This window comes from Kitasatospora sp. NPDC097643 (assembly GCF_040302625.1).
Classification (GTDB): domain Bacteria; phylum Actinomycetota; class Actinomycetes; order Streptomycetales; family Streptomycetaceae; genus Kitasatospora.
The window spans coordinates 1-20569 of sequence record NZ_JBEOSA010000086.1 but is presented as its reverse complement, the minus strand read 5'-3'; the positions used below and the strand labels follow the sequence as shown (position 1 = coordinate 20569).

The 20569-nt window shown below is 73.4% G+C and carries 21 protein-coding genes and 1 pseudogene; 8 read left to right on the top strand and 14 right to left on the bottom strand.

All coding sequences use genetic code 11. The features are described 5' to 3' along the window. Window positions 1-2 precede the first annotated feature (2 nt). Window positions 3-1184, bottom strand: coding sequence for an FAD-dependent monooxygenase (locus ABTY15_RS35685; protein ID WP_350605119.1), 1182 nt, complete (start codon window positions 1182-1184; stop codon window positions 3-5). 133 nt (window positions 1185-1317) lie between these two features. Here ABTY15_RS35685 and ABTY15_RS35680 point away from each other — a divergent pair, with 133 nt between their 5' ends. Then, a complete protein-coding gene (locus tag ABTY15_RS35680; RefSeq protein WP_350605139.1) occupies window positions 1318-2019 on the top strand; it encodes a TetR/AcrR family transcriptional regulator in 702 nt (233 codons plus the stop codon). 63 nt (window positions 2020-2082) lie between these two features. On the opposite strand, the gene ABTY15_RS35675 is transcribed toward ABTY15_RS35680, so the two are convergent. From ABTY15_RS35675 to ABTY15_RS35665, 3 genes are read right to left on the bottom strand one after another with little or no spacing between them, the layout of a single operon-like run. Next, complete coding sequence (locus tag ABTY15_RS35675) at window positions 2083-2481, bottom strand: hypothetical protein (protein ID WP_350605117.1); 399 nt, start codon at window positions 2479-2481, stop codon at window positions 2083-2085. Continuing rightward, on the bottom strand, window positions 2478-3896 hold the full coding sequence (locus ABTY15_RS35670; protein WP_350605116.1) for an RNA polymerase sigma factor: 1419 nt from the start codon (window positions 3894-3896) through the stop codon (window positions 2478-2480). The genes ABTY15_RS35675 and ABTY15_RS35670 overlap by 4 nt, the downstream gene beginning before the upstream one ends. Next, a complete protein-coding gene (locus ABTY15_RS35665) occupies window positions 3893-4282 on the bottom strand; it encodes a YciI family protein (protein WP_350605114.1) in 390 nt (129 codons plus the stop codon). The genes ABTY15_RS35670 and ABTY15_RS35665 overlap by 4 nt, the downstream gene beginning before the upstream one ends. Window positions 4283-4416: 134 nt before the next feature. Here ABTY15_RS35665 and ABTY15_RS35660 point away from each other — a divergent pair, with 134 nt between their 5' ends. Then, complete coding sequence (locus ABTY15_RS35660; RefSeq protein ID WP_350605112.1) at window positions 4417-5217, top strand: HEAT repeat domain-containing protein; 801 nt, start codon at window positions 4417-4419, stop codon at window positions 5215-5217. Window positions 5218-5247: 30 nt separating this feature from the next. Here ABTY15_RS35660 and ABTY15_RS35655 read toward each other — a convergent pair whose 3' ends face one another. Then, the gene (locus tag ABTY15_RS35655; protein WP_350605111.1) at window positions 5248-5613 is read right to left on the bottom strand and encodes a hypothetical protein; all 366 of its coding nucleotides are present in this window, start codon (window positions 5611-5613) and stop codon (window positions 5248-5250) included. A gap of 219 nt (window positions 5614-5832) precedes the next feature. On the opposite strand from ABTY15_RS35655, the gene ABTY15_RS35650 reads away from it, so the two are divergent. Both ABTY15_RS35650 and ABTY15_RS35645 read left to right on the top strand, forming a co-directional pair. After that, window positions 5833-6102 (top strand): GlsB/YeaQ/YmgE family stress response membrane protein, encoded by a 270-nt coding sequence (locus ABTY15_RS35650; RefSeq protein ID WP_350605109.1) that lies wholly within the window; start codon window positions 5833-5835, stop codon window positions 6100-6102. Window positions 6103-6109: 7 nt separating this feature from the next. Beyond that, window positions 6110-6232 (top strand): annotated as a pseudogene (locus ABTY15_RS35645) (hypothetical protein); the annotation flags it as partial. A gap of 55 nt (window positions 6233-6287) precedes the next feature. Here ABTY15_RS35645 and ABTY15_RS35640 read toward each other — a convergent pair. Then, window positions 6288-8189 carry an APC family permease gene (locus ABTY15_RS35640; RefSeq protein ID WP_350605107.1) on the bottom strand — a complete coding sequence of 634 codons (1902 nt, stop codon included), beginning with the start codon at window positions 8187-8189 and terminating at the stop codon, window positions 6288-6290. 343 nt (window positions 8190-8532) lie between these two features. On the opposite strand from ABTY15_RS35640, the gene ABTY15_RS35635 reads away from it, so the two are divergent. After that, complete coding sequence (locus ABTY15_RS35635; protein WP_350605105.1) at window positions 8533-10101, top strand: N,N-dimethylformamidase beta subunit family domain-containing protein; 1569 nt, start codon at window positions 8533-8535, stop codon at window positions 10099-10101. A gap of 20 nt (window positions 10102-10121) precedes the next feature. Here the strand turns inward: ABTY15_RS35635 and ABTY15_RS35630 are convergent, their stop codons facing one another. Then, the gene (locus ABTY15_RS35630) at window positions 10122-11021 is read right to left on the bottom strand and encodes a hypothetical protein (protein ID WP_350605103.1); all 900 of its coding nucleotides are present in this window, start codon (window positions 11019-11021) and stop codon (window positions 10122-10124) included. Between the two features lie 251 nt (window positions 11022-11272). On the opposite strand from ABTY15_RS35630, the gene ABTY15_RS35625 reads away from it, so the two are divergent. Continuing rightward, entirely contained in the window at window positions 11273-12013 is a 741-nt protein-coding gene (locus ABTY15_RS35625) for a polyprenol monophosphomannose synthase (RefSeq protein WP_350605102.1), read from the top strand. A 117-nt stretch (window positions 12014-12130) separates the two neighbouring features. Next, the gene (locus ABTY15_RS35620) at window positions 12131-13420 is read left to right on the top strand and encodes an FUSC family protein (protein WP_350605101.1); all 1290 of its coding nucleotides are present in this window, start codon (window positions 12131-12133) and stop codon (window positions 13418-13420) included. A gap of 12 nt (window positions 13421-13432) precedes the next feature. Here the strand turns inward: ABTY15_RS35620 and ABTY15_RS35615 are convergent, their stop codons facing one another. From ABTY15_RS35615 to ABTY15_RS35585, 7 genes are all read right to left on the bottom strand, one after another. Then, window positions 13433-13894 (bottom strand): SRPBCC domain-containing protein, encoded by a 462-nt coding sequence (locus tag ABTY15_RS35615; protein WP_350605100.1) that lies wholly within the window; start codon window positions 13892-13894, stop codon window positions 13433-13435. Window positions 13895-13898: 4 nt separating this feature from the next. Next, complete coding sequence (locus tag ABTY15_RS35610; RefSeq protein ID WP_350605097.1) at window positions 13899-14372, bottom strand: VOC family protein; 474 nt, start codon at window positions 14370-14372, stop codon at window positions 13899-13901. A gap of 89 nt (window positions 14373-14461) precedes the next feature. Then, window positions 14462-16444 carry a phosphocholine-specific phospholipase C gene (locus ABTY15_RS35605; RefSeq protein ID WP_350605095.1) on the bottom strand — a complete coding sequence of 661 codons (1983 nt, stop codon included), beginning with the start codon at window positions 16442-16444 and terminating at the stop codon, window positions 14462-14464. A 14-nt stretch (window positions 16445-16458) separates the two neighbouring features. Then, entirely contained in the window at window positions 16459-17895 is a 1437-nt protein-coding gene (locus ABTY15_RS35600) for an endonuclease/exonuclease/phosphatase family protein (RefSeq protein ID WP_350605092.1), read from the bottom strand. A gap of 226 nt (window positions 17896-18121) precedes the next feature. Then, the gene (locus ABTY15_RS35595) at window positions 18122-18388 is read right to left on the bottom strand and encodes a metal-sensitive transcriptional regulator (RefSeq protein ID WP_350605089.1); all 267 of its coding nucleotides are present in this window, start codon (window positions 18386-18388) and stop codon (window positions 18122-18124) included. Between the two features lie 117 nt (window positions 18389-18505). Further along, a complete protein-coding gene (locus ABTY15_RS35590; protein WP_350605088.1) occupies window positions 18506-18862 on the bottom strand; it encodes a PRC-barrel domain-containing protein in 357 nt (118 codons plus the stop codon). Between the two features lie 120 nt (window positions 18863-18982). Continuing rightward, entirely contained in the window at window positions 18983-19711 is a 729-nt protein-coding gene (locus tag ABTY15_RS35585; RefSeq protein WP_350605086.1) for an SDR family oxidoreductase, read from the bottom strand. 336 nt (window positions 19712-20047) lie between these two features. Between ABTY15_RS35585 and ABTY15_RS35580 the strand changes: the two genes are divergently transcribed. Further along, the gene (locus tag ABTY15_RS35580) at window positions 20048-20458 is read left to right on the top strand and encodes an RICIN domain-containing protein (RefSeq protein WP_350605083.1); all 411 of its coding nucleotides are present in this window, start codon (window positions 20048-20050) and stop codon (window positions 20456-20458) included. The last annotated feature ends 111 nt before the right edge of the window (window positions 20459-20569 follow it).

The window sequence follows — 20569 nt, the reverse complement described above, 5'->3', positions numbered from 1 at the left end:
GATCACGCGGCGAACTCCCGGCTGTAGTCCGGCAGTTCCACGCTGCTGACCTCCTTGCCGAGCTCCAGCATCTTGTTCAGCACCCACCGCCGGTTCAGCAGTCCGCTGCGCACCCGCAGACCGGTGGCGGTGCGCGGCGCCAGGAACGGCCCGGTCCGGTCGCCGCCCTTCTGGCAGCCCTGGGCGTAGCCGCGCAGCAGCTGCTCGTACCGGGCGAAGGCGGCCCGGTGGTCGCCGCGGGCCCGGACCAGCTCGCCGGCCAGGACGTACGCGGCCACCACGGCGGTGCCGGTGCCCATGCCGCCGATGGTGGCGCCGCAGGCGGCGTCGCCGAGCAGGGCGATCCGGCCGTTCGACCAGCTCGGCACGTCGGCCCGGCCGATCGAGTCGAAGTACAGCTCGGGGGCGGCCTCCAGGCTCTCCAGCAGGCGGGGCACCTCCCAGCCGAGGCCCGCGAAGGCGTCCCGGAGCAGCGCCTTCTGCTGCGCCGGGTCGTGCCGGTCGTAGCGCAGTTCGGGCGAGGCGAAGAGGCAGAAGGCCCCCGCCCGGGTCGGGTCCCGGTGGTCGGCGCCGACCGAGACGAAGCGGCCGGGCGCGTTCAGGCCGACCGAACCGGGCGGCAGGCCCAGGTAGTTGGGCAGTGCCCAGGTGGCCGCGTAGTAGCCGAGGTGGCGGACGAACCGCTCCTCGGGGCCGAAGGCCAGCCGGCGGACGTTGGAGTGCAGCCCGTCCGCGCCGATCACCAGGTCGAACTCGCGCGGCGCGGCGTGCCGGAACGCGACCCGCACGCCGCTGGGCGTCTCCTCCAGGGCGGTGATCGAGTCACCGAAGAGGTACTCGGCCCGGTCCCGGCTGTGCCGGTGGAGCAGCTGGGCGAGTTCACCGCGCGGGATCTCCACCTCGCCGCCCGCGAACTCGGCGGGCAGGTGGAGGAGTTGGCGGCCGTCCGGGCCGAGGAAGGTCATCGGGCTGCCGCCGGTGTCGAGCGAGCGCAACTCGTCGAGCACGCCCATCCGCTCCAGCACGGTCAGGTGGGTGCGGCCGCGGAAGTCGACGTTCTGGCCGCCGTCGCGCAGCGCCGGGGCGAGCTCGACGACGGTGACGTCGAAGCCGTACCGGCCGAGCCAGTGAGCCAGGGCGGGGCCGGCGATACTCGCGCCCGAGATCAGGACCTTGGTGCTCATCACAACCACTCCGTTCAGGGAGGCCAGGAAACTGTGTCTGGTGGACACTGTTCGTTGCTGTGTACGGTAGACACAGTTAGGTCGGAGCACAAGCCCCCAGGAAATCCACGGACAGGAGCGGGAAGTGAGCGAGATGGAGAACGACACGGTGCGGCTGCTCTGGGGGCCCCCGGCCAAACCGACCCGGGGGCCGAAACCGGCCCTCAGCCTGGAGCGGATCGCCGCGGCCGGAGTCGAGATCGCGGACGCCGAAGGGCTCGGCGCGGTCTCGATGCAGAAGGTGGCCGGGCTGCTCGACTACACGAAGATGTCGCTCTACCGCTATGTGCCGGGCAAGGCCGAACTGGTCGCCCTGATGGTCGAGTCCGCCGTCGGTGAACCCCCCGAGGCCGGCACGCCCCTCGACTGGCGGGAGCAACTCACCGCCTGGGCCGGATACTTGACCGAATCCTTCACCCGGCATCCCTGGCTGCTGGACGCCACCGTCGGCCCCCGCGTGCTCGGCCCCAGGGAACTCACCTGGCTGGAACGGGTGGTGGCCGCCCTGGACGGCCACGGGCTGACCGGCCCCGAACGGATGGACGCCGCCGTCCTGCTCGCCGGACACGTCCGCAGCATCGCCGAACAGTCCCGGGCCACCGGGCCGGGCGGCTCCCCCGAGGCCGAACTCCTCACCATCCTGGGCACCCTGGTGCACCGGAACGCCGAGCGTTACCCCGCCCTGGCCGCCGCCATCACCGAGGAGGGCGGCCGCGACAACGCCCTCGACTTCGGCCTGGACCGGATCCTCGACGGCCTCGCCGCGCTGATCGCCCGCCGCACCGGCACGGCGTAGCCGCCGGGCGGCGCCACTCGCACGGGACCGCGCCCGCCCCGGACCGCCACCGGGCGGGCGCGGTCAGGCGGCCCTGAGCGCCGCCGGCACCGGCGCCGCCGGCCGCGCCAGCAACCCGGCCACCGACAGCGCGCCCCACCCCACCGACACCACCACCGCCATCACCCGGTGCCGCCGCTGCGGCAGCACCGTCCCGAGCAGGGCGGCGTCCCCCAGATCGGAGGCGATCCGCACCAGCGCCGCCGTCCGCAGCGCGGACTCACCCGGCGCCAGCGCCATCGCCAGCCCGCTCGCCGCGTCCCGGAAGGCCAGCGGCCGCAGACAGGCCGCGACCTCCGGCGCCACCGCGCCGTCCGCCCCGGCCAGTCCGGACGGCCGCGCCAGCAGCCCCGGCCAGCGGGCGACGGCCAGCCCGTAGGCGGCGGTGGCGGCACCGGTCAGCCGCAGCAGGCGCTGGTTCATCCCCGCTCCTCCTCGCTCGCGGCGGCACTCCCGCCGGCGTCCCCGCCAGCATTCCCGACCGGACCGCCGCCCGCACCCCGGCCGACCGCGCCCCCAACGTCCGTGCCCCCGCCGAGCACACCCCCCACGTCCACGCCCTCAACCGCCGCCAGCCGCCGCTCCAGCTCCGCCCGCTCCACCTCGTTGCCGGTCAGCGCGATCGCCTCCCGGTACGCCGCCGCGGCCTCCGTCGTCCGGTCCGCGCAGCGCAGCAGGTCGGCGTGGGCGGCGTGCAGCGGCTGGTAGCGGGCGAGGCGGGGGTCGTCGAGCAGCGGGGCGAGCAGGGTGAGCCCGGCCTGGGGCCGGGTGGCCCGGGCGACGGCGACGGCCCGGTTGATCTCGATCACCGGGGACGGGTCCAGCCGCCCGAGCAGCCGGTACAGCTCGGCGATCGCGGCCCAGTCCGTCCGCTCCGGTCGCCCGGCCCGGACGTGCTGGGCGGCGATGGCCGCCTGCAACTGGTACGGCCCGATCCGGCGCAGCGCGAACGCCGACTCCAGCACGGTCAGCCCCTCGCGGATCCGCCCGCCGTCCCAGCGGCCGCGGTCCTGCTCGTCGAGCGGCACGTACCGGCCCTCGGCGTCGAGCCGGGCGGGGCGGCGGGCGTCGTGCAGCAGTATCAGCGCGAGCAGCCCGCGCGCCTCGGCGTCCTCGGGTAGCAGGGCGCAGAGCAGCCGGGCGAGCCGGATGGCCTCCGCGCAGAGCTCGGCCCGGACCAGCCGGTCACCCTCGGCGGCGCCGTAGCCCTCGTTGAAGATCAGGTAGAGCACGGCCAGCACGGCGTCGACCCGCTCGGGCAGGGCGTCGGCGCCCGGCACCCGGTAGGGGATGCGCGCCTCGGCGATCTTGCGCTTCGCCCGCGCGAGCCGCTGGGCCATCGTGGTCTCGGTGACCAGGAAGGCGCGGGCGATCTCGGCGGTGCTGAGGCCGCCGAGGGTCTTCAGGGTGAGCGCGACCCGGGCGGGCACCGCCAGGGCCGGATGGCAGCAGGTGAAGACGAGCCGCAGCCGGTCGTCCTCGGGCGCGCCGTCGGGGTCGTCCTCGGCGGGGTGGGTCTGGGCGTCGAGGCGGGCGAGCTCGGCGAGCCGGGCGGCCCGGTCGGCGACGGAGCGTTCGCGGCGCAGGCGGTCGATCGCCTTGCGGCGGGCCGCGACGGTGATCCAGGCGGCCGGGTTGGCGGGCACCCCGTCGCGGGCCCAGGACTCGACGGCCGAGGCGAGGGCGTCCTGAAGGGCGTCCTCGGCGAGCTGGAAGTCACCGACGTAGCGGATCAGGGTCGCGAGGACGGCGCCGTGCTCCGCGCGGAAGACCCGCTCGACGGCGGCCGCCGGGCCGTCGTCGAGCAGGTCCACGTCCCACCCGGGGCCGTCGGTCACGCCTCGCCCTGGCGGTCGGCCCAGTCGCCGGCGCTCCGAGTGGCGGCCCACACCGGGCGGACCTCCACCGAGCCGTAGCCGCTGGCGGGCATCCGGGCGGCCCAGTCGAGCGCGGCGTCCAGGTCGGGCACGTCGATCACGAAGTACCCGGCCAGGTACTCCTTGGTCTCGGCGAACGGCCCGTCGACGATCTCCCGCTTTCCGCCGCGCACCCGCACGGTGGTGGCGACCTCGGGCCGGCCGAGACCCTCGTTGGCGACGAACACGCCGGCCTCCTTGAGGGCCCGGTCGTAGGCCGACCACAGCTCGTGCTGCTCGCCCCACTCCTCGGGCCCGGGGCCGCCGTCGACGGGCTGGTAGTTCAGCAGCAGGTACCTGGTGGTCATCGGTCTCTCCTCGTCGAGCGTGGCCGCGGCTCTCGCGCCCTCATGATCCCCGACGCGGCACACCGGGCCGATTCGACACCTGTGCGGAAAAATTCCGCCGGCTGGTCCTCGCGCTGCCGCTAACATCCCGCCCCATGGCGATGTTCGTTCATCTGACGTCGGCGGCGAACGCGCCGCGGGTCCGCCGCTCCGGTGTCCGGGCCGACAGCCGGGGGCAGGGCGGTCGGCGTGGCGTGTACTGCTTCCCGGTGCTGCCCTCGTACACGCTGACCCACCAGTGGCTGCGCGAGCTGGCCCGGTTCGGTCCCCGGGGTTCGCTGGTCGCGGTGCACGTCCGGCTGGACGACGCGCAGCCGGTGCTGGCCGGGCACTACCGGGACCGGGCACGGGACGCCCAGCAGGAGCTGTCCGCCGCCGAGGCGGTGCGCCGGATCGGCGCGCTGCCGGACCCGCGCGGCTGGGAGGTGTTCGTCCCCCGCGCGGTGGACGCCCGCGAGGTGCACCGGATCCGGGCCGTCCCGCAGGTCGCCGGCTGGCGCTACAAGCCGGACGCGCACGGGACCCGGCCCTGCACCTGCGCGGGCTGCCAGATCCGCGGCGAGTACGGCGGACGCCGCCTGCGCGAGCGCCATTCCGATCCGCTGGACGGCCCGCCGCCGCCCGTCCCGGTGCTGCTGGCCCGGATCGAGGCAGCGGGTGATCCGGGCGATCCGGCCGAGCTGCGCAAAGTGCTGGACCTACTGGGCCGGCGCCGCCGGGGCCCGGTGGACGCCGTCGCCCGGCTGGCCGCGCACCCCGACCCTGCGGTCCGGGAGGAGCTGGTCTGGGCCGTCTCCTGCTGGCGGACGCCCGGCGCGCGGGAGCTGGTGGGCGGCCTCGCGGACGACCCGCACCCGGACGTCCGCGAGGCCGTGGAGGCCGTCCTGGAGCCCTGACCGGGCCCCGGCCCCAGCGCGCCCGCAGCGTCAAGCGACGCGCTTCAGCTGCCAGGAGTTGTTGTTGAAGCTCGGCACGGCCGAGTAGTTGCAACCCGAGCTGTAGTAGCTGCTGACCTGGACCCAGCCCGCCGGCGGGTAGGTGGAGGCACAGGCGTTGACGACGGTGCCGACCGGGTAGCCGGTGAGCTGCATGACCTTCTTGATGTTCGGGTTGAACGTGGAGCCGCAGCTGAAGCTGTTCCACCACTGGACATCGACGTAGCCGCCCGGGGTCAGCGAGGAGCCGCACATCGTGGTGGTGTCGCCGGGCGCGGCTTGCGCCGTGCCCATGGTCAGGGTGAGGGCGGCGGCGGTACAGCCCAGGGTCAGCACGGCGGCGCGAAGTCGGGTCACGGGGCGGCTCCTCTCAACGACGCGGCGCGTCCACGTCATCTCCCATTCCTATCCGCGCCACCTCCCGGACGGACAGAGGGTTTCCGGCCTGCCCGACGGCGCCTTTTCGCCGCCCGCCCCCACACCTTCGGCGGCGCCGTGGCCTGCGGCGACGCCGGTCGACGTGCCCGTTTGGCCCAACCGGGCGATCCTGGGACCAACCGCGAAAGGTGGACCGCGATGTTCCAGCTCCTGTGGATTCTGATGATCGGCCTCGTGCTGGGCCTGATCGCCAGACTGCTCCTGCGCGGACCGCAGTCGATCCCCTGGTGGCTGACGATGCTGCTGGGCGCCGCCGGTGCCTGGCTCGGCAACGCCGTCTCCGGCTGGCTCGGCGTCCGTCACACCACCGGCATCGACTGGACCCGCCACCTGCTCCAGCTCGGCTTCGCCATCGCCCTGGTCGCCCTCGCCGCGCCCGCCTGGAGCAGGTCCCACCCGAGACGCTGAGCCGGAGTTGACCCTGGTCTCCCCCGACGGCCCGGTCGCCGGGTTCCTGCTGCACATCCAGGGCGACCGGGCGGATTTCCGCTGGTCCGACGAGCCGTTCGGGGACGACTCCGAGGACTCCGGGGCCTGAGCCGGGCGGCGGCTGCGGTTGCGGTTGCGGCTCCCGGATCCGCCCGCAGCTACGGTCAGCCCACGTGGACGGCCGGGCGGCGGCTGCGGTCGGGTTCGGCCTCGCGCAGCACCTCGCGGGTGACCGGGGCGATCTCGCCCTGTCCGAACAGGAAGAACCGCAGGAACTGCGCGAAGGGGTTGCCCTCGGTCCACTCGAAGTAGATGTGCGGCTGCTGCCCGGTCAGGTCGCGGACCTGGAGCAGCAGGGCAGCCAGCGCGTTCGGCACGCTGGAGCTCTGCAGCGACAGGACGCGGAAGCGCTCGTGCAGCACCTCGCCGTGGACGTTCAGCTCGGCCTCGAAGTCGGACGGGTCCAGCACGGTGACCTCGACGAACACCAGGTCGTCCTCGGCCGGGATGTCGTTGTCGGTGCGGATCTGGCGGATCTTCTCGCGGTACTCGACCAGGTCCCGGCTGTTCGGCTCGTTGGCGATCAGCCGCAGCGGTCGGTGCATGTAGTCCCGGACGAACCGTTCGGCGACGTCGTCCAGCACCACGTCGGTGACGCGCAGTTCGAAGGCGCGCTTGAGCCGGGAGAGGAGGGAGACCAGCACGATGCCCGCGATGAAGCAGGCGCCGATCTTGACGCCGTCGGGCCGCTCGGCGATGTTGACGGCCGTGGTGTAGAGGAACACGCCGGCGATCACCGCGAAGCCGACGGTCCAGCGGCGCTGCTCCGCCTTGTGGGAGGCGATGGTCACGGCGATCGCCGCCGAACTGATCAGCACCAGCACACCGGTGGCGTAGGCACCGCCCTGGGCGTCCACACTGGCGTCGAAGATCCAGGTGACCAGGAAGGCGATCAGGGTCAGCACGATCACCAGCGGCCGCACCGCCCGGGCCCAGTGCGGCGCCATGCCGTAGCGGGGCAGGTAGCGCGGCATCAGATTGAGCATGCCCGCCATCGCCGAGGCGCCGGCGAACCAGAGGATGGCGATGGTGGAGAGGTCGTAGATGGTGCCGAAGGTGCTGCCCAGGTACTCGTGGGCGAGGTAGGCGAGCGCCCGGCCGTTCGCCTCACCGCCGGGCTTGAAGGCCTCCGGGGGGATCAGCACGGTGGTGATGAAGCTGGTCGTGATCAGGAAGACGCTCATGATCACGGCCGCCGTGGTGAGCAGCTTGCGGGCGCCGCGGATCCGGCCGGTCGGGCGCTCCTCGGTGTCGTCCGGGTCGCCCAGGATGTGCGGCATCACGGCGACGCCGGTCTCGAAGCCGGAGAGGCCGAGCGCGAGCTTGGGGAAGACGGTCAGCGCCACGCCGACCATCGCGATCACGTTGCCGTGTTCGGCGGTCAGCGCCTCCGTCCAGTCACTGACCACGTGCGGCGACTTCAACACCTCCCAGAGGCCGTCGACCACCACGACCACGTTGAGCGCGAGGTAGACGGCGACCAGGACGACGGCGACCCCGATCGCCTCCCCGAAGCCCCGCAGGAACACCGCCCCGAGCAGGGCCACCAGCAGCAGCGTGACCAGCATCTGCTTGCCGCCCAGCACGCTGCTCACGTGCGGGTTCTCGACCAGGTGCGCGGCGCCGTCGGCGGCCGACAGGGTGATGGTGATCATGAAGTCGGTGGCCGCGAACCCGAGCAGCGTCAGCACGAACAGCTTGCCCTGCCAGAACGAGAGCAGCCGCTCCAGCATCGCGATCGAGCCCTCCCCGTGCGGGCTCTCCTTCGCCACCCGCCGGTAGACCGGCAGGGCGCCGAGCAGGGTGACGATCACCAGAACGACGGTCGCCACCGGGGAGAGCAGTCCGGCGGCCAGGGCGGCGATGCCGGGCTGGTAGCCGAGGGTCGAGAAGTAGTCCACGCCGGTCAGACACATGACCCGCCACCAGCTCTGGCCCTCGTGCTGGGGCGCCTGGGCGTGCGGTCCGGGGTGCTGCTTGGCCATGTCCGACAGGCCTTCCAGCATCCACGCCCGGAACCTCGCGCCGCGCGTCGCCGGCGCCACCCCCGGTTCGCCCGAACCCGACGAAACCACGTGCACCCCTGTCCACGAGTCGGCCGGGCTCACTCGGCGCCGGACCCCCTGGCCGCCGGACGGCGGGCCCGGTCAGGCTAGGTGACCGGACCGCCACCGCCGGGCAGCGCGGCTCCGGACACGCCCGGGTGCCCCCGGACGGCCCTCCCCGGTGGCGGTCGGTGCTCCGGGATGCTGACGGCTCCGGCGCGGCGGCCCGGCCGGGCCTCCCGAAAGGGTGAGGATGTCCGCGCACATTGACGCAGCTGGTTGACGCACCCACACGGAGGCCACGGTGGCGGAACCGACCCGACGGGGCGTGCTCGGCCTGGGCCTGATCGCGGCCGCCGCCACGTCCTGCGGCACCCACCGCCCGAACCCGGCCCCCGGCCCGCGCCCCTCCGCCGGCTCACCCGGCGCGCCCGACGGCGCCTCCCCCGCCGCCGGGCCAGCCGACCCGGCCGCGGAGCAGTCCCGCCCCGGCAACGCCGACTGGGAGATCACCGACCCCGGCCCGTCCGGCGCGATCGAGGGCTTCGCCGACCAGGTCAGCGTGCTGCCCGGCGACGTGCTCGGCCTGCACGTCTCCACCCCCGCCGCCGCCTTCACCGTCTCCGCCTACCGGATGGGCTGGTACGACGGCGCCCGCGCCCGCCTGGTCTGGCGCCGCGAGCACGTACCCGGCACCCGGCAGCCGGCCCCGCACGTCGAACCCGCGACCCGCACCGTGCAGACCGGCTGGCAGCGCACCCTCGCGGTCGACACCACCGGCTGGCCCGAGGGTGCGTACCTGCTGCGCCTCGACGCCGAGGACGGCTCCGGCCGGCGCTACGTCCCGCTCACCGTCCGCTCCGCCGCCACCGCCGGGAAGACCGTGATCATGAGCGCCCCCGCCACCTGGCAGGCCTACAACGAGTGGGGCGGCCACAGCCTCTACAACGGGCCCACCGGCGGCCTGGCCACCCGCTCGCTGCGGGTCGTCTTCGACCGGCCGTACGACTACGACCACGGCGCCGGGCTGTTCCTGGTGTACGAGGCGCCGCTGGTCGCGCTCGCCGAACGGCTCGGGCTGCCGCTCGCGTACACCACCGGCGTCGACGTGGCGCGCGAGCCGGATCTGCTGCGCGGGGCGAGCGCCGTCCTGTCGCTCGGCCACGACGAGTACTGGTCCCCCGAGCAGCGCGCCCATGTGGTCGCGGCCCGGGACGCGGGGACCAACCTGGCCGTCCTGGGCGCCAACTGCTGCTTCCGCCGGGTCCGTTTCGAGCCCTCGGAGCTCGGCCCGGACCGGACGGTGGTCTGCTACAAGGACGCCTGGGCGCAGGACCCGGGCCACCAGGCCGGTGCACCGGCGACCACCGACTTCCGCGCCGGGCCGGGCGCCGACCCGGAGAGCACCATGCTCGGGGTCCTCTACGACGGCTACCCGGTGGACGCGCCCTACGTGGTCGGCGCGCCGGACCACTGGGTGTTCGAGGGCACCGGCGTCACCGCCGGGGCGTCCTTCCCGCACCTGGTCGGCGTCGAGTACGACCGGGTGGACACCGCCTTCCCCACCCCGCGCCCGATCGAGGTGGTCGCCCACTCCCCCGTCGTCTGCGAGGGCCGCCGCTCGCACGCCGACACCGCGTACTACACGGTGCCGGGCGGCGCCGGGGTGTTCGCCACCGGGACGATGCGCTGGGTGGAGGCCCTGGACGCGCGCGGGCCCGGCGGCACCAGCGCCGACCACGGGATCGACGCCCGGGCCGGCGACCTGGTCCGCCGGGTCACCGAGAACGTTCTGCGGGTCTTCGCGGCCGGCCCGGCCGGGCTGACCCGCCCCGCCCGGGACAACCTGGCGGCCGTCTACGGCGGGGCGTAGTCGACGTCGGTCGGCGCCGGTCAGCCCGTGACGGCGGGGGCGGTGAAGGTCTCCTTGGGGCCGAACTCCGAGTAGGAGATCTTCAGAACCGTCGTCATGCCCTTGACGTCGCCCGACTGCTCGGCGCGGATCGTGCGGCCCAGCCGGTCGATCCACACCTGGTAGGACATCGCCTTGGCGCCCTTCGCCTTCATCGTCGCGCCGTTCTTCGGGTCGACCGAGGCGATCTGGTCGATCGTGAGCTGGCCCGCCAGGTGGTACACCGGAATGCCGCCCTCGGTCTCCATCCCCTTGCGGACCGACGGGCCGCCCGCCAGCAGCAGCTTGGCGTAGCGGGTGAAGTCGGTCCGGGTGCTGTCGTCCGACTGGCCGGTCGGCAGCTCCGCCCAGGTGTCGTCGGGCTTCGACTTGTCGCGCAGGTAGGACTTGTCGCCGACGGCGATCGTCTCCAGCCAGAGCAGCGGCTCATCGGCCCCGACGAGGGTGGTCTTCATCTCCATCCGGCCCTCGTAGGTCGGGGCGTTCAGGTTGACCCGGCCGTTGGCGGTGATGAGGGCCTTCTTGTCGCCCTCGCCGGCCTCCGTGGTCATCTTCATGGTCGCCGCGTACGGGGTGGTGTCCGGGTGGGTCAGGGCGACCTCGGGGTCGAAGGCACCGGAGGCGTCGGCGGGCGCGCCGCCCGCGGCGGCAGCCGGCGGGGCGGCCGGCGTCCTGGCCGCCGTGGTGGCCGTGGCGGCGGTCGGCGTCGCGCCGGCGCTCGGCGCACCGGCGGCCGTCGGGCTCGACGCGGTGCTCGCGCTCGCCGTGGCGGAGGCCGTGGGCGCGGCTGAGTCGGCGCCCTTGTCGTCGCAGCCCGCGACCGTCAGCAGGGTCAGGGCCGCGGCGGCGACGGACAGGGCGGGGGTACGGCGGATCGTCAAAGAAGGTCTCCGGATCGATGGATCGAGCGGGCAGCAGCCTGGCACGGATTTCCGTCGCAGTCGAACGGATTGTCGGACGGCGTTTCGGGCGGCTTCCGATGCCCGGTCAGTCCCGCCCCGCGGGGCGCCCCCGGCGAGACCTCGTCCGGTACCCGGATACACTCACACGGTCTAATGCAGAGCAGGTCGTCCGGCACAACCGTCCGGCGGGGCACGGGTGCCGGCCGGAGAGGGCACGAGGGAAACAGAACATGGTCGAGGCCTCCCCCAAGGTCGTTGTCGTCGTCCCCACGTACAACGAGCGGGAGAACCTTCCGGTCCTCGCCGGCCTGCTCGCGGACCTGCCGGTGCCGAACCTGCACCTGCTGGTGGTCGACGACAGCTCGCCGGACGGCACCGGCGAGGTCGCGGAGAAGCTCGCGGCCGACTCCGGCGGCACCGTCGGCGTGCTGCACCGCACCGAGAAGGACGGCCTCGGCCGGGCCTACCTCGCCGGCATGGCCCGGGCCCTCGACGAGGGCGCCGACGTGGTCGTCCAGATGGACGCCGACCTCTCCCACCCGGCCTCGGCGATACCCGAGATGATCCGGACCCTGCTCGCCGACGACACCGCCGTCGTCCTCGGCTCCCGCTACGTGCCCGGCGGTTCGACCGCCGCCGAGTGGCCCTGGCACCGCAAGGCGCTCTCCGCCTGGGCCAACCTCTACGTCAACACGATCCTCGGTCTGGGCGTCCGGGACGCCACCGCCGGCTTCAAGGCCTGGCGGGCGAGCACCCTGCGGGCCATCGACCTGCCGACCGTGCAGAGCAACGGGTACTCGTTCCAGGTCGAGATGAACTACCGGGTGGTCCGGCAGGGCCTGACGATCCGCGAGGTGCCGATCCGCTTCGAGGAGCGGATCGAGGGCATGTCGAAGATGAGCCTCGGAGTGCAGGTCGAGTCGGCGCTGGCACCCTGGAAGCTGCGCTTCGGCGGCCACCGCACCCGGTAACCCGGCCCACGGCGCCTTTCACACGTCGCACGGCACCTTTCGCACTGCACACGGCATACGGGTGCCGGTCGGACCGATCCGCGGTGGGAACGCCGTCGGCGGGGAAGGAAGGGCGACATGGCCCTTCTCCCGGAGTCACTCACGGCCGCGGTCCGCCGTGGCGCCCGAGAACCCTTCGTCGTCCAAACCGTCCGGGCGACGGTGGCCGCCACCCTCTCCTACGCGGTGGCGACCCGGCTCAGCAGCGAACCGGCCCCGCTGACGGCGCCGCTCACCGCGCTGCTGGTGGTGCAGGTGACCGTCTACTCGACGCTGAAGACCAGCATCCGCCGGGTCAACTCGGTGGTGGTCGGCGTGCTGATCGCGATCGGGTTCAGCGCGGTGGTCGGGCTCTCCTGGTGGAGCCTGGGGCTGATCATCCTGGCCTCGCTGGTCATCGGCCGGTTCGTCCGGGTCGAGGAGTTCGTCCAGGAGGTCGCGATCAGCGCGATGCTGATCCTGGGCGTCACCAAACTGGCCTCGCAGGCCTGGGACCGGGTGCTGGAGACGCTGATCGGCGCCGCCGTCGGCCTGCTGTTCAACCTGCTGTTCGCCCCGCCGGTGTGGGTGGACACCGCCGGTGAGTCGATCGAGGACCTGGCCCGGCGGGCCCGCCACCTGCTGCTGGACATCGCCGAGGAGCTGGGCCGCCCCACCCCGGTCGCCCGGGCCGCCGAACGGTTGCACGAGGCCCGCCGCCTCGACCAGGCCATCGCCGACGTGGACGCGGCCCTGCGCCAGGCCGAGGACAGCCTGCGGCTCAACCCCCGGATCAGCGAGGGGCTGCTGTCCCGGCTGGTGCTGCGCACCGGGCTGGACACGCTGGAGATCTGCGTGGTGGTGATCCGGGTGCTGGCCCGTTCGCTGACCGACCTGGCCAAGCGGCGCGCGCCCGGTGAGCGGCTGTTCGCGCCGGACGTCGCGGTGGGCCTGGAGGAGCTGCTGGGGCACGTCGGCGGGGCGATGGTCAGCTTCGCGGTGCTGGTGACCACCCAGGTCAGCCGCAACGCGGAGGAGGCGGAGCGACGGCTGACGGCCGAACTGGCCGCCGCCTGGGCCTGCCGGGAGAACGTCGCCCAGGTGCTGCTGCGCAAGGTCCAGGAGCACCCGGAGGCCTGGCAGCTGCACGGCGCGCTGCTGGCGGAGGTGGACCGGATCCTGGACGAGCTGGACCTGGAGCACCGGGGCCGGCGGCTGATGGAGGAGCTGGACCGGGCCTCGGTGGCGAGCCGGGAGCGGTTCTCCCGGTTCGCCGGGCTGCGGCGGCTGGTGCGCGGTGAGCGGTGGCGCTCCGGGCGCGGCCGTGGCGGTGGTGGAGGCGGAGGCGGAGGCGGGCGGGGGCGCCCGGCGGTGGAGGCCGGGCGCTGACCGCGCGTCGGGCTAGGGCGTGTCCTGCGGCATCGACCACGGCTCCTGCGGAAGCGGGTGGCCGGTCTCCAGGTAGGTCTTCAGGTTGGACAGGACCGCCGACCAGCCCTGTTTGGCCTCCGCCCGCTCGGTCTCGTCGGCGAGGTTCTCGTGGATGACGGTGAGCCGGGTGAGGTCCCGCCAGCCCTGGAGGTCGAAGGTGACCCGGGACGGGCCGCCCGGGCGCCGTTCCTCCGGCCCGGCCCAGGTGGTGACCAGACGGTGCGGGCGGTCGGCCGACTCGACGGTGCCGATGACGTCGGCGATGCCCGAGTCGTCGTTGCGCTGGTGCTCCCAGGGCGCTCCGGGCAGCCAGGTCGAGACGTTGCGGTGTCCCCAGTAGAGGCCGGACTCGTCGGCGTTGGTGAGGGCGTGCCAGACCCGCTCGGGGGTGGCGTGCAGGTAGAGCGTGGTGCGGTGGGTGGACGCGGCCATGGCCTCAGCCCCTGGCCGCGTCGAGCAGCGGCTGGATCTCCAGCTTCTGCATGCGCATCATCGCGCCCATCACGCGGCCGGCCTTGGCCCGGTCCTCGTCGGCGATCAGGTCGATCAGGACGCGCGGTGTGATCTGCCAGGAGAGGCCGAAGCGGTCCTTGAGCCAGCCGCACTCGCTCTCCCGGCCACCGTCGGCGGTGAGCTTGGCCCAGAGGTCGTCGACCTCCTGCTGGTCGTCGCACTCCACCTGGAGCGAGATCGCCTCGGTGAAGGGGAACAGGGGGCCGGCGTTGAGGGCCACGTACTCACGGCCGGCGAGTTCGAAGGCCACGGTCATGACCGAGCCCGCCTCGCCCCCGCCGCCCTCGGGGTAGTGGGTGACCTGCGTGATGCGGGAGTTGGGGAAGAGCGAGGTGTAGAAGGTGGCGGCCTCTTCGGCCTGGCCGTCGTACCAGAGGAAGGTGGTGATTCTTTGCATGGGCCCGACGGTAGCCCCGGGGCGTGGGCCGGTGGCCGAGCCACGGCCGGGGGTCACCGGTTCGGCGCCCCCGGCCTCCCTGCGGTGGGTCAGTGCACCCAGCCCGCGTAGCGCTGGCTGAAGCGGCGGCCGGTGTGGGCGGTGACGATCACGTCGTAGCGGCCCTGCCGGTCCAGCGGCCAGGCCAGGTTGACCTGCTTGCCGGGCCGGACCCAGACGGTCTGCGCCGTCCCGGCGAAGTCGTTGGGGGCGGCGGTGTAGGCGAGGTCGGTCAGACCGTCGTTGACGAGCTGGAGGGTGAGCCGGGTGGCGCGCAGGTCTGCGGTGACGATCGGCACGGCGACGTCGTTCTGGCCGTCCTTCCCGTCCCGGACGACGGTGCCGGCGAAGCGGCGGACGAAGCCGTCGGGGCCGTGGACGGTGAAGTCGTAGCGGCCGTTGGTGGCGGCCGCGTCCCAGGTGTGGGTGGCCGTGGCGCCGGGGGCGACGGTGTACGGGGTGCCCGCGAACGGGAACGCGATGTTCGGGTAGACGGTGTACGGGAAGGCCACCGAGCCGTCGTTGCTCAGCGTGCAGACGACCTTGCCGGTCCGCCGGTCGACCTCCACGTCCGCCCACGGCTGGTAGGGCAGCGGGCGGTGCGGGCGCTCGCCGCGCTCCTGGACCGGCATCGCCTGGGCGCCGACGGCGGGCAGGGCCACGCCGGGCAGCTTGGCGCCCGCGTCGGCCCTGGCCATCAGGGCGGTGGTGTCGGGCAGTCGGGGGATCGAGTGGTCGGGTGCGGCGAAGTCGAAGCAGCTGGTGAGGTCGCCGCAGACCGCGCGGCGCCAGGCCGAGATGTTGGGCTCCTGGACCCCGGTGACCTGCTCCATGAAGCGCAGCACGGACGTGTGGTCGAAGACCTGGGAGTTGACCCAACCACCGCGCGACCAGGGGGAGATGACCCACAGGGGCACACGGTTGCCGAGGCCGATCGCCCGCCCGTGGGTGAACTCCTCCGGCGTCCCGGGCTCGGGGCTGGGCGGGACCATGTGGTCGAAGTAGCCGTCGTTCTCGTCGTACATGACGAGGAAGACGGTGTGCCGCCAGACGTCGGGGTTGGACATCAGCGACTGCAGCGCGGTGTTCACCCAGTGCGCGCCGTACGCCGGGCCGGCCTCCGGGTGCTCGGAGAACAGGTAGGGCGCGACCAGCCAGGAGACGGTCGGCAGGGTGCCGTCCTTGCAGTGCCGGTCGAAGTCGGCGGGGTCGAACCTCGTCATCGCGTTGATGTAACGCGGGTCGGTGGCCGGGAAGTTGTGGAACTGCTTGAAGTAGGAGAGCGCGTTGTCGTCGTAGTCGCCGGTGCGCTCGTCCTTGCTGGGGTTGTGGTAGACGCGCCAGCTGACGCCGGCCGCGTGGAGGCGCTCGGCGTAGGTGGTCCAGTCGGCGACGGGGTTGTCGGTGACCGGGGTGTTGTCGATCCAGGGGCCGGTGGTGCCGTCCCGGCCGGGGCCGGCCGTGCCCGTCCACAGGTAGAGGCGGTTGGGGTCGGTGGGGCCGGCGAGTGAGGTGAAGTAGGCGTCGCAGAGGGTGAACGCGTCGGCCAGGGCGTACTGGTAGGGGATGTCGTCGCGGGTGAAGTACCCCATGGTGCGTTCGCCCTTGGCGGCGATCCACTTGTTCATCGCGCCGTTGTTGATGGCCTGGTGGCCGGTGGCCCAGTCGTGGGCGAGGCCGCCGGCGTTCTGCGCGTTGTACTTGGTGGTGTCCATCCGGTACGGGAGCATCACCCCGCCGTCGCTGCGGCGGTTGTCCGGCTGGCGGAACACGTCGGCGCCGTCCGGGAATTGGAGGGCCTGGCGGTCGCCGAAGCCGCGCACGCCGTTGAGCGTGCCGAAGTAGTGGTCGAAGCTGCGGTTCTCCTGCATCAGCACCACGACGTGCTTGACGTCCTTGATGGTGCCGGTGGCGGACGCGGCCGCGGCTTCCGCGGGGGTGGCCTCGGCGGGGGTGGCGGACAGGCCGGTCAGGGCGGCGGCGCCGGCGGCCGCGGTGGCGCCGACGAAGGTGCGACGGGAAAGCTCGGACATCACGAACTCGCCTCTCAGAGCTGGAAGGTGGCGACGGCGGCGGCGCAGTCCGAGGGCCACTCGTTGCCGGCGGCGTCGGGCTCCGGTCGCGGCCAGTCGGCGACCAGGGTGTGCGCCTCGACCAGCTTCAGCGGGCCGGCGTACTGGACCTGGTCGATGCGGTCCTGCGGTTCGGGCTTGCCGCCGCGCTGCTTGCGGGTGGGCGACCAGGTGGCGCCCGGGGCCTTGACCGGGTCCGGGTTCTCCTCGCGGAAGGCGTCGGTCAGTCCGGCGGCCTGGAGCTCCATCGTGACGGGCCAGTTGAGCGGGCCGGCACCGTCGTGGACGGCGGCGGTGGCGGCCGTCCAGTCGAGGTGGGAGGGCGAGGAGAGTGCGCCCGCGAGGACCACGGGGGCGTGCCGGGCGATGTCCGCCCGGAGGGCGGCGGCCAGCGCCCGGGCCTGCGTCATCCGGCGCGAGGCGTTCTCAACCGCCGTCACCTGGGCGACGGTTCGGCCGTCCTGGATCGCGTACGGGCCGTAGTCCGCCTCGTCCAGGTGGGCCGCCCAGAACCGGACCCCGCGGCCGCCGGGCAGCTGGAGGGTGGCCCCGGCGGCGGGCAGCTCGACGGTGACCGGGGTGACGTCGGCCAGCGGGTAGCGACTGAGGATGCCGACGCTGCCCGGGCTCTGGTAGGCGTACCAGCCGAGGGAGTTCGCCAGGGCCTGGGCGGCGGATCCGGCGGTCTCCTGGAGCGCGAGCACGTCCAGGCCCTGGGTCAGCACCACCCGCAGCTGCTTCTCCAGCGCGTCCGAGTAGCCGGCGCCCGCATCGTGCAGGTTCCAGCTGGCGGTCTTCAGGCGCAGCGGCCCGGCCGGGTCGGCGACCGGGAGCAGGACGGTAACGGTGTCGGTGGCACCGGCGCTGTCCTTGACGCCGACGACGACCACCTCGGGGGTCCGGCCGGCCGTCGCCGGGGCTGCTCCGCCGAGCGTGCCGTCGGGGCTGACGGAGGCCCAGGCCGGGCCGGCGACCTTGCGGAAGGCGGCGGATCCGGCCGGGTTGCCGGCCGGGCGGCACCAGAGCCCGCCGAGCTGGACGGACACCGCCGCACCGGGAGCGACGGGGGTGGCGGTGAGCGCGTCCACGGCGCTGTGCGGGCGGACGACGGCGGGCTTGGGGCGGAAGCCGAACGGCTCGGACGTGGCGAGGACGCCGTAGCCGTCCTTGGCGAGCAGGTAGGCGGTGTACGGGCCGCCGGTCAGCGCGGAGGTGTCGAGCTGGACGTCGCCGGAGGCGCCCGGGGTGTACTTCCACAGCAGGGAGGCACCGTCGCCCGGCCGGCGGGTGCCGTCGTACACGCCGACCCAGTTCTTGGTGTCGGGGGCGTCGGTGGTCCAGTGGAAGGTGAGCCGGTCACCTTCGGTGGGATTGGCGGATGAGCTGAGGGTCAGGGCGCTGCCTGCGGCCACGGTTGTCCTGTCCGCCGCCCGCACGCCCGGCCCGCCGGGCAGGGCGGCACCGGGCCCGCGCGCGGCTGGTCACGGAGGCTGAGGGACGCCCGACAGTTGGCTGTACAACTGCGGGCGGGCCTCATTCATCCGAAGACCGGCGACCAGGGCGTGAACGACACATGACGGCGCATCGGGCGCTGCGGGAACTCCCGGACGGCGACACCGCTCCCCGTCCGCGGCACGGTCAGGCCAGGGCGAGGAACAGCTTCTCCAGCTCGGCCTCGCTCATCGGCGGGGCGCCCTCGTCGGCGGCGGCCATGCACTGGCGCATACCACTCGCAACGATCTTGAACCCGGCACGGTCGAGGGCCCGGGAGACCGCGGCGAGCTGGGTGACGACATCCTTGCAGTCACGGCCGGCCTCGATCATCGCGATCACGCCGGCCAGCTGGCCCTGGGCGCGACGCAGCCGGTTCAGGATCGCACCCACCGACTCCTCGTCCACCTGCATGTCCGCGCCGCCTTTCCCGTCGACTTCTGGCGTTCCAGTGTACCCGGTGGGGTATCGGACCGGGCGCGCCCGACGTCGGCAGGCGGTCCGGGGCGGTCCAGGACGGTCCAGGCGGGCTCAGCGACGGGCGAGGCGGCGCTCACCGCCGGCGCCGGTCGCGTACGGGAGGTCGTAGTGGGCGAACACGGCGGGCTCGTCCCCGGCGGGCAACACGTCGTCCGTGCCGATCGAGGGCGCCTGCTTCACCTGGCTCTTCGGAAACGCCACCCGGACGTAACCCGGCCCGACCACCGCCCCGTCCAGCGGGACGAACACCAGCCGCCGCCTGGTCGCCAGGCCCACCGTCACGGTGGCGAAGAACGGCTGGTCACTCGCCGTCTCGACGTACACGGACTCCAGCGAGCCGATGCGGCGCCCCTTGTCGTCGACCACGGCATGCGTGCGCCACTCCCGGATGTCTGCCATTGCGATCACCACGGCCGCACACCTCCCGTCTCCCGGCACCCGTGCACCACCGGGACCTCCATCCTCCGCCGCCGGCCGCCCCGCCGCGCGCCGGACCGGAGCCGCAGGTCAAGGGGCACACGGCAGGCCCTACCCCTGCTCGAAGTGGAAGGAGCGGATGAAGCAGTCCCGCGGTTGGCCGATCGCGAAGAGGACACAGTCGAGCACGGACTGGGCGCTCAGCGGGTCGTCCGCGCTGCGGGGGGCGTGCTCCCAGGTGGGGTGCAGCGGGTCGCCGTCCGTGAAATCCGGCGGGTAGAGCGAGATGACCCGGATGCCCTCGGGGCGGAGCCGATGGGAGAGGACGTCCGCGAAGCCGGCCTGGGCGGCCTTGGCCGCGTAGAACGCGGGATGCGCCGCAGAGCGGTGGTTCCGGGCCTCGGCGGCCGAGGAGACCAGGTTGACCACATCTGCTCCCCCAGCGGCGCGCAGCAGAGGCAGGAAGTGCTTGACCGTCAGCACGGTGCCGGTGGCTCCGGAGGCGATGGTGTCGGTGATCGCGTCGTCCTCGGCGTCCCACAGGTCGGGGCCCGGCAAGTAGCGGGCGCCATTGTTGACCAGCACATCCACCCGGTCGGCGTGGGCGGCCACCCCTTCCGCGAAGGCCCGCACGGTGGCCGGAGCAGCCAGATCACAGGCGAACGCGTCGACTTCCGCACCGCTGTCGGCCGCCACTTCGTCGGCCACTCGCTGAGCGGCAGCCGTCGTGCGCGCGGACACGAACACTCGCGCGCCCAGGCGGCCCGCTTTCAGGGCAACCGCCCTTCCGAACCCGCGCCCGGCCCCGGTGACCACCACGGTCTTTCCGACGAGATCCATCCGCGCCCCTCCCTCTGCCCAGTGTTGATCACCGTGAGCCTAGCCGCGGCGTCGGATGCGCTTCCTCGGCAGCCGGGCGAAGGCAGCCGCTCACGGTAGGGCGCCGCGGTAGACGGGTGATCAACGCGGTCGGCCGTCCATCGCCCGTCTACCGCCCCCGGGCATCGTCCTCACCAAGCGCCGGCAGGGAGTCGGCGTGCGGGAAATCCAGCGAGAGGATGGTCGGCCATGGGAAGTCGGGTACGCAGGAGCCACGTGTGGGGTGCCCTGGCGGCGGCCGCGATCGCGGTCGCGACCCTTCCGGGGACGGCGAGCGCCGCTTCGACGGGCGCTTGGGTGACCGGGATCGGGGGCAAGTGCCTGGACGTCCGCGGCGGGAACACCGCCAACGGCACGCCGGTGCAGATCTACTCCTGCAACTCCACCGCCTCGCAGTGGTGGACGGCGACCGACAAGCCGGACATGACCGGGGTCACCCTGTCGGCGCTCGGGAAGTGCCTGGACGTCAGTGCCGGTGGCACCGCGAACGGCACGCCGGTGCAGCTGTGGGACTGCAACGGTTCGGAGGCCCAGCGGTGGGTCCGGTACCTCGGCGACGTGGTGATCAACCCGCAGTCCGGCAAGTGCCTGGACGTGCCCGGCAGCAGCACGCAGGACGGCACCCAGTTGCAGATCTACACCTGCAACTACACGCCCGCCCAGACCTGGAACTTCAGGCAGCCGAACAGTCCGCTGGACGCGCGGTAGCCCGGTAGGCCGTGCGCATTCGAGGGATGCCAAACTCGACCAGCCGGGCGAAATCTGACGGCCGTTCAGTGACGTAGCGGATCCCTCGGCCCCCGGCTCCGGCCGTCCCCG

Excerpts from the sequence above, each read along its gene's own strand:
- ABTY15_RS35685 (WP_350605119.1), bottom strand. The coding sequence starts at position 1,184 with ATGAGCACCAAGGTCCTGATCTCGGGCGCGAGTATCGCCGGCCCCGCC.
- ABTY15_RS35680 (WP_350605139.1), top strand. The coding sequence starts at position 1,318 with ATGGAGAACGACACGGTGCGGCTGCTCTGGGGGCCCCCGGCCAAACCG.
- ABTY15_RS35675 (WP_350605117.1), bottom strand. The coding sequence starts at position 2,481 with ATGAACCAGCGCCTGCTGCGGCTGACCGGTGCCGCCACCGCCGCCTAC.
- ABTY15_RS35665 (WP_350605114.1), bottom strand. The coding sequence starts at position 4,282 with ATGACCACCAGGTACCTGCTGCTGAACTACCAGCCCGTCGACGGCGGC.
- ABTY15_RS35660 (WP_350605112.1), top strand. The coding sequence starts at position 4,417 with ATGGCGATGTTCGTTCATCTGACGTCGGCGGCGAACGCGCCGCGGGTC.
- ABTY15_RS35650 (WP_350605109.1), top strand. The coding sequence starts at position 5,833 with ATGTTCCAGCTCCTGTGGATTCTGATGATCGGCCTCGTGCTGGGCCTG.
- ABTY15_RS35640 (WP_350605107.1), bottom strand. The coding sequence starts at position 8,189 with ATGCTGGAAGGCCTGTCGGACATGGCCAAGCAGCACCCCGGACCGCAC.
- ABTY15_RS35625 (WP_350605102.1), top strand. The coding sequence starts at position 11,273 with ATGGTCGAGGCCTCCCCCAAGGTCGTTGTCGTCGTCCCCACGTACAAC.
- ABTY15_RS35620 (WP_350605101.1), top strand. The coding sequence starts at position 12,131 with ATGGCCCTTCTCCCGGAGTCACTCACGGCCGCGGTCCGCCGTGGCGCC.
- ABTY15_RS35615 (WP_350605100.1), bottom strand. The coding sequence starts at position 13,894 with ATGGCCGCGTCCACCCACCGCACCACGCTCTACCTGCACGCCACCCCC.
- ABTY15_RS35610 (WP_350605097.1), bottom strand. The coding sequence starts at position 14,372 with ATGCAAAGAATCACCACCTTCCTCTGGTACGACGGCCAGGCCGAAGAG.
- ABTY15_RS35605 (WP_350605095.1), bottom strand. The coding sequence starts at position 16,444 with ATGTCCGAGCTTTCCCGTCGCACCTTCGTCGGCGCCACCGCGGCCGCC.
- ABTY15_RS35595 (WP_350605089.1), bottom strand. The coding sequence starts at position 18,388 with ATGCAGGTGGACGAGGAGTCGGTGGGTGCGATCCTGAACCGGCTGCGT.
- ABTY15_RS35585 (WP_350605086.1), bottom strand. The coding sequence starts at position 19,711 with ATGGATCTCGTCGGAAAGACCGTGGTGGTCACCGGGGCCGGGCGCGGG.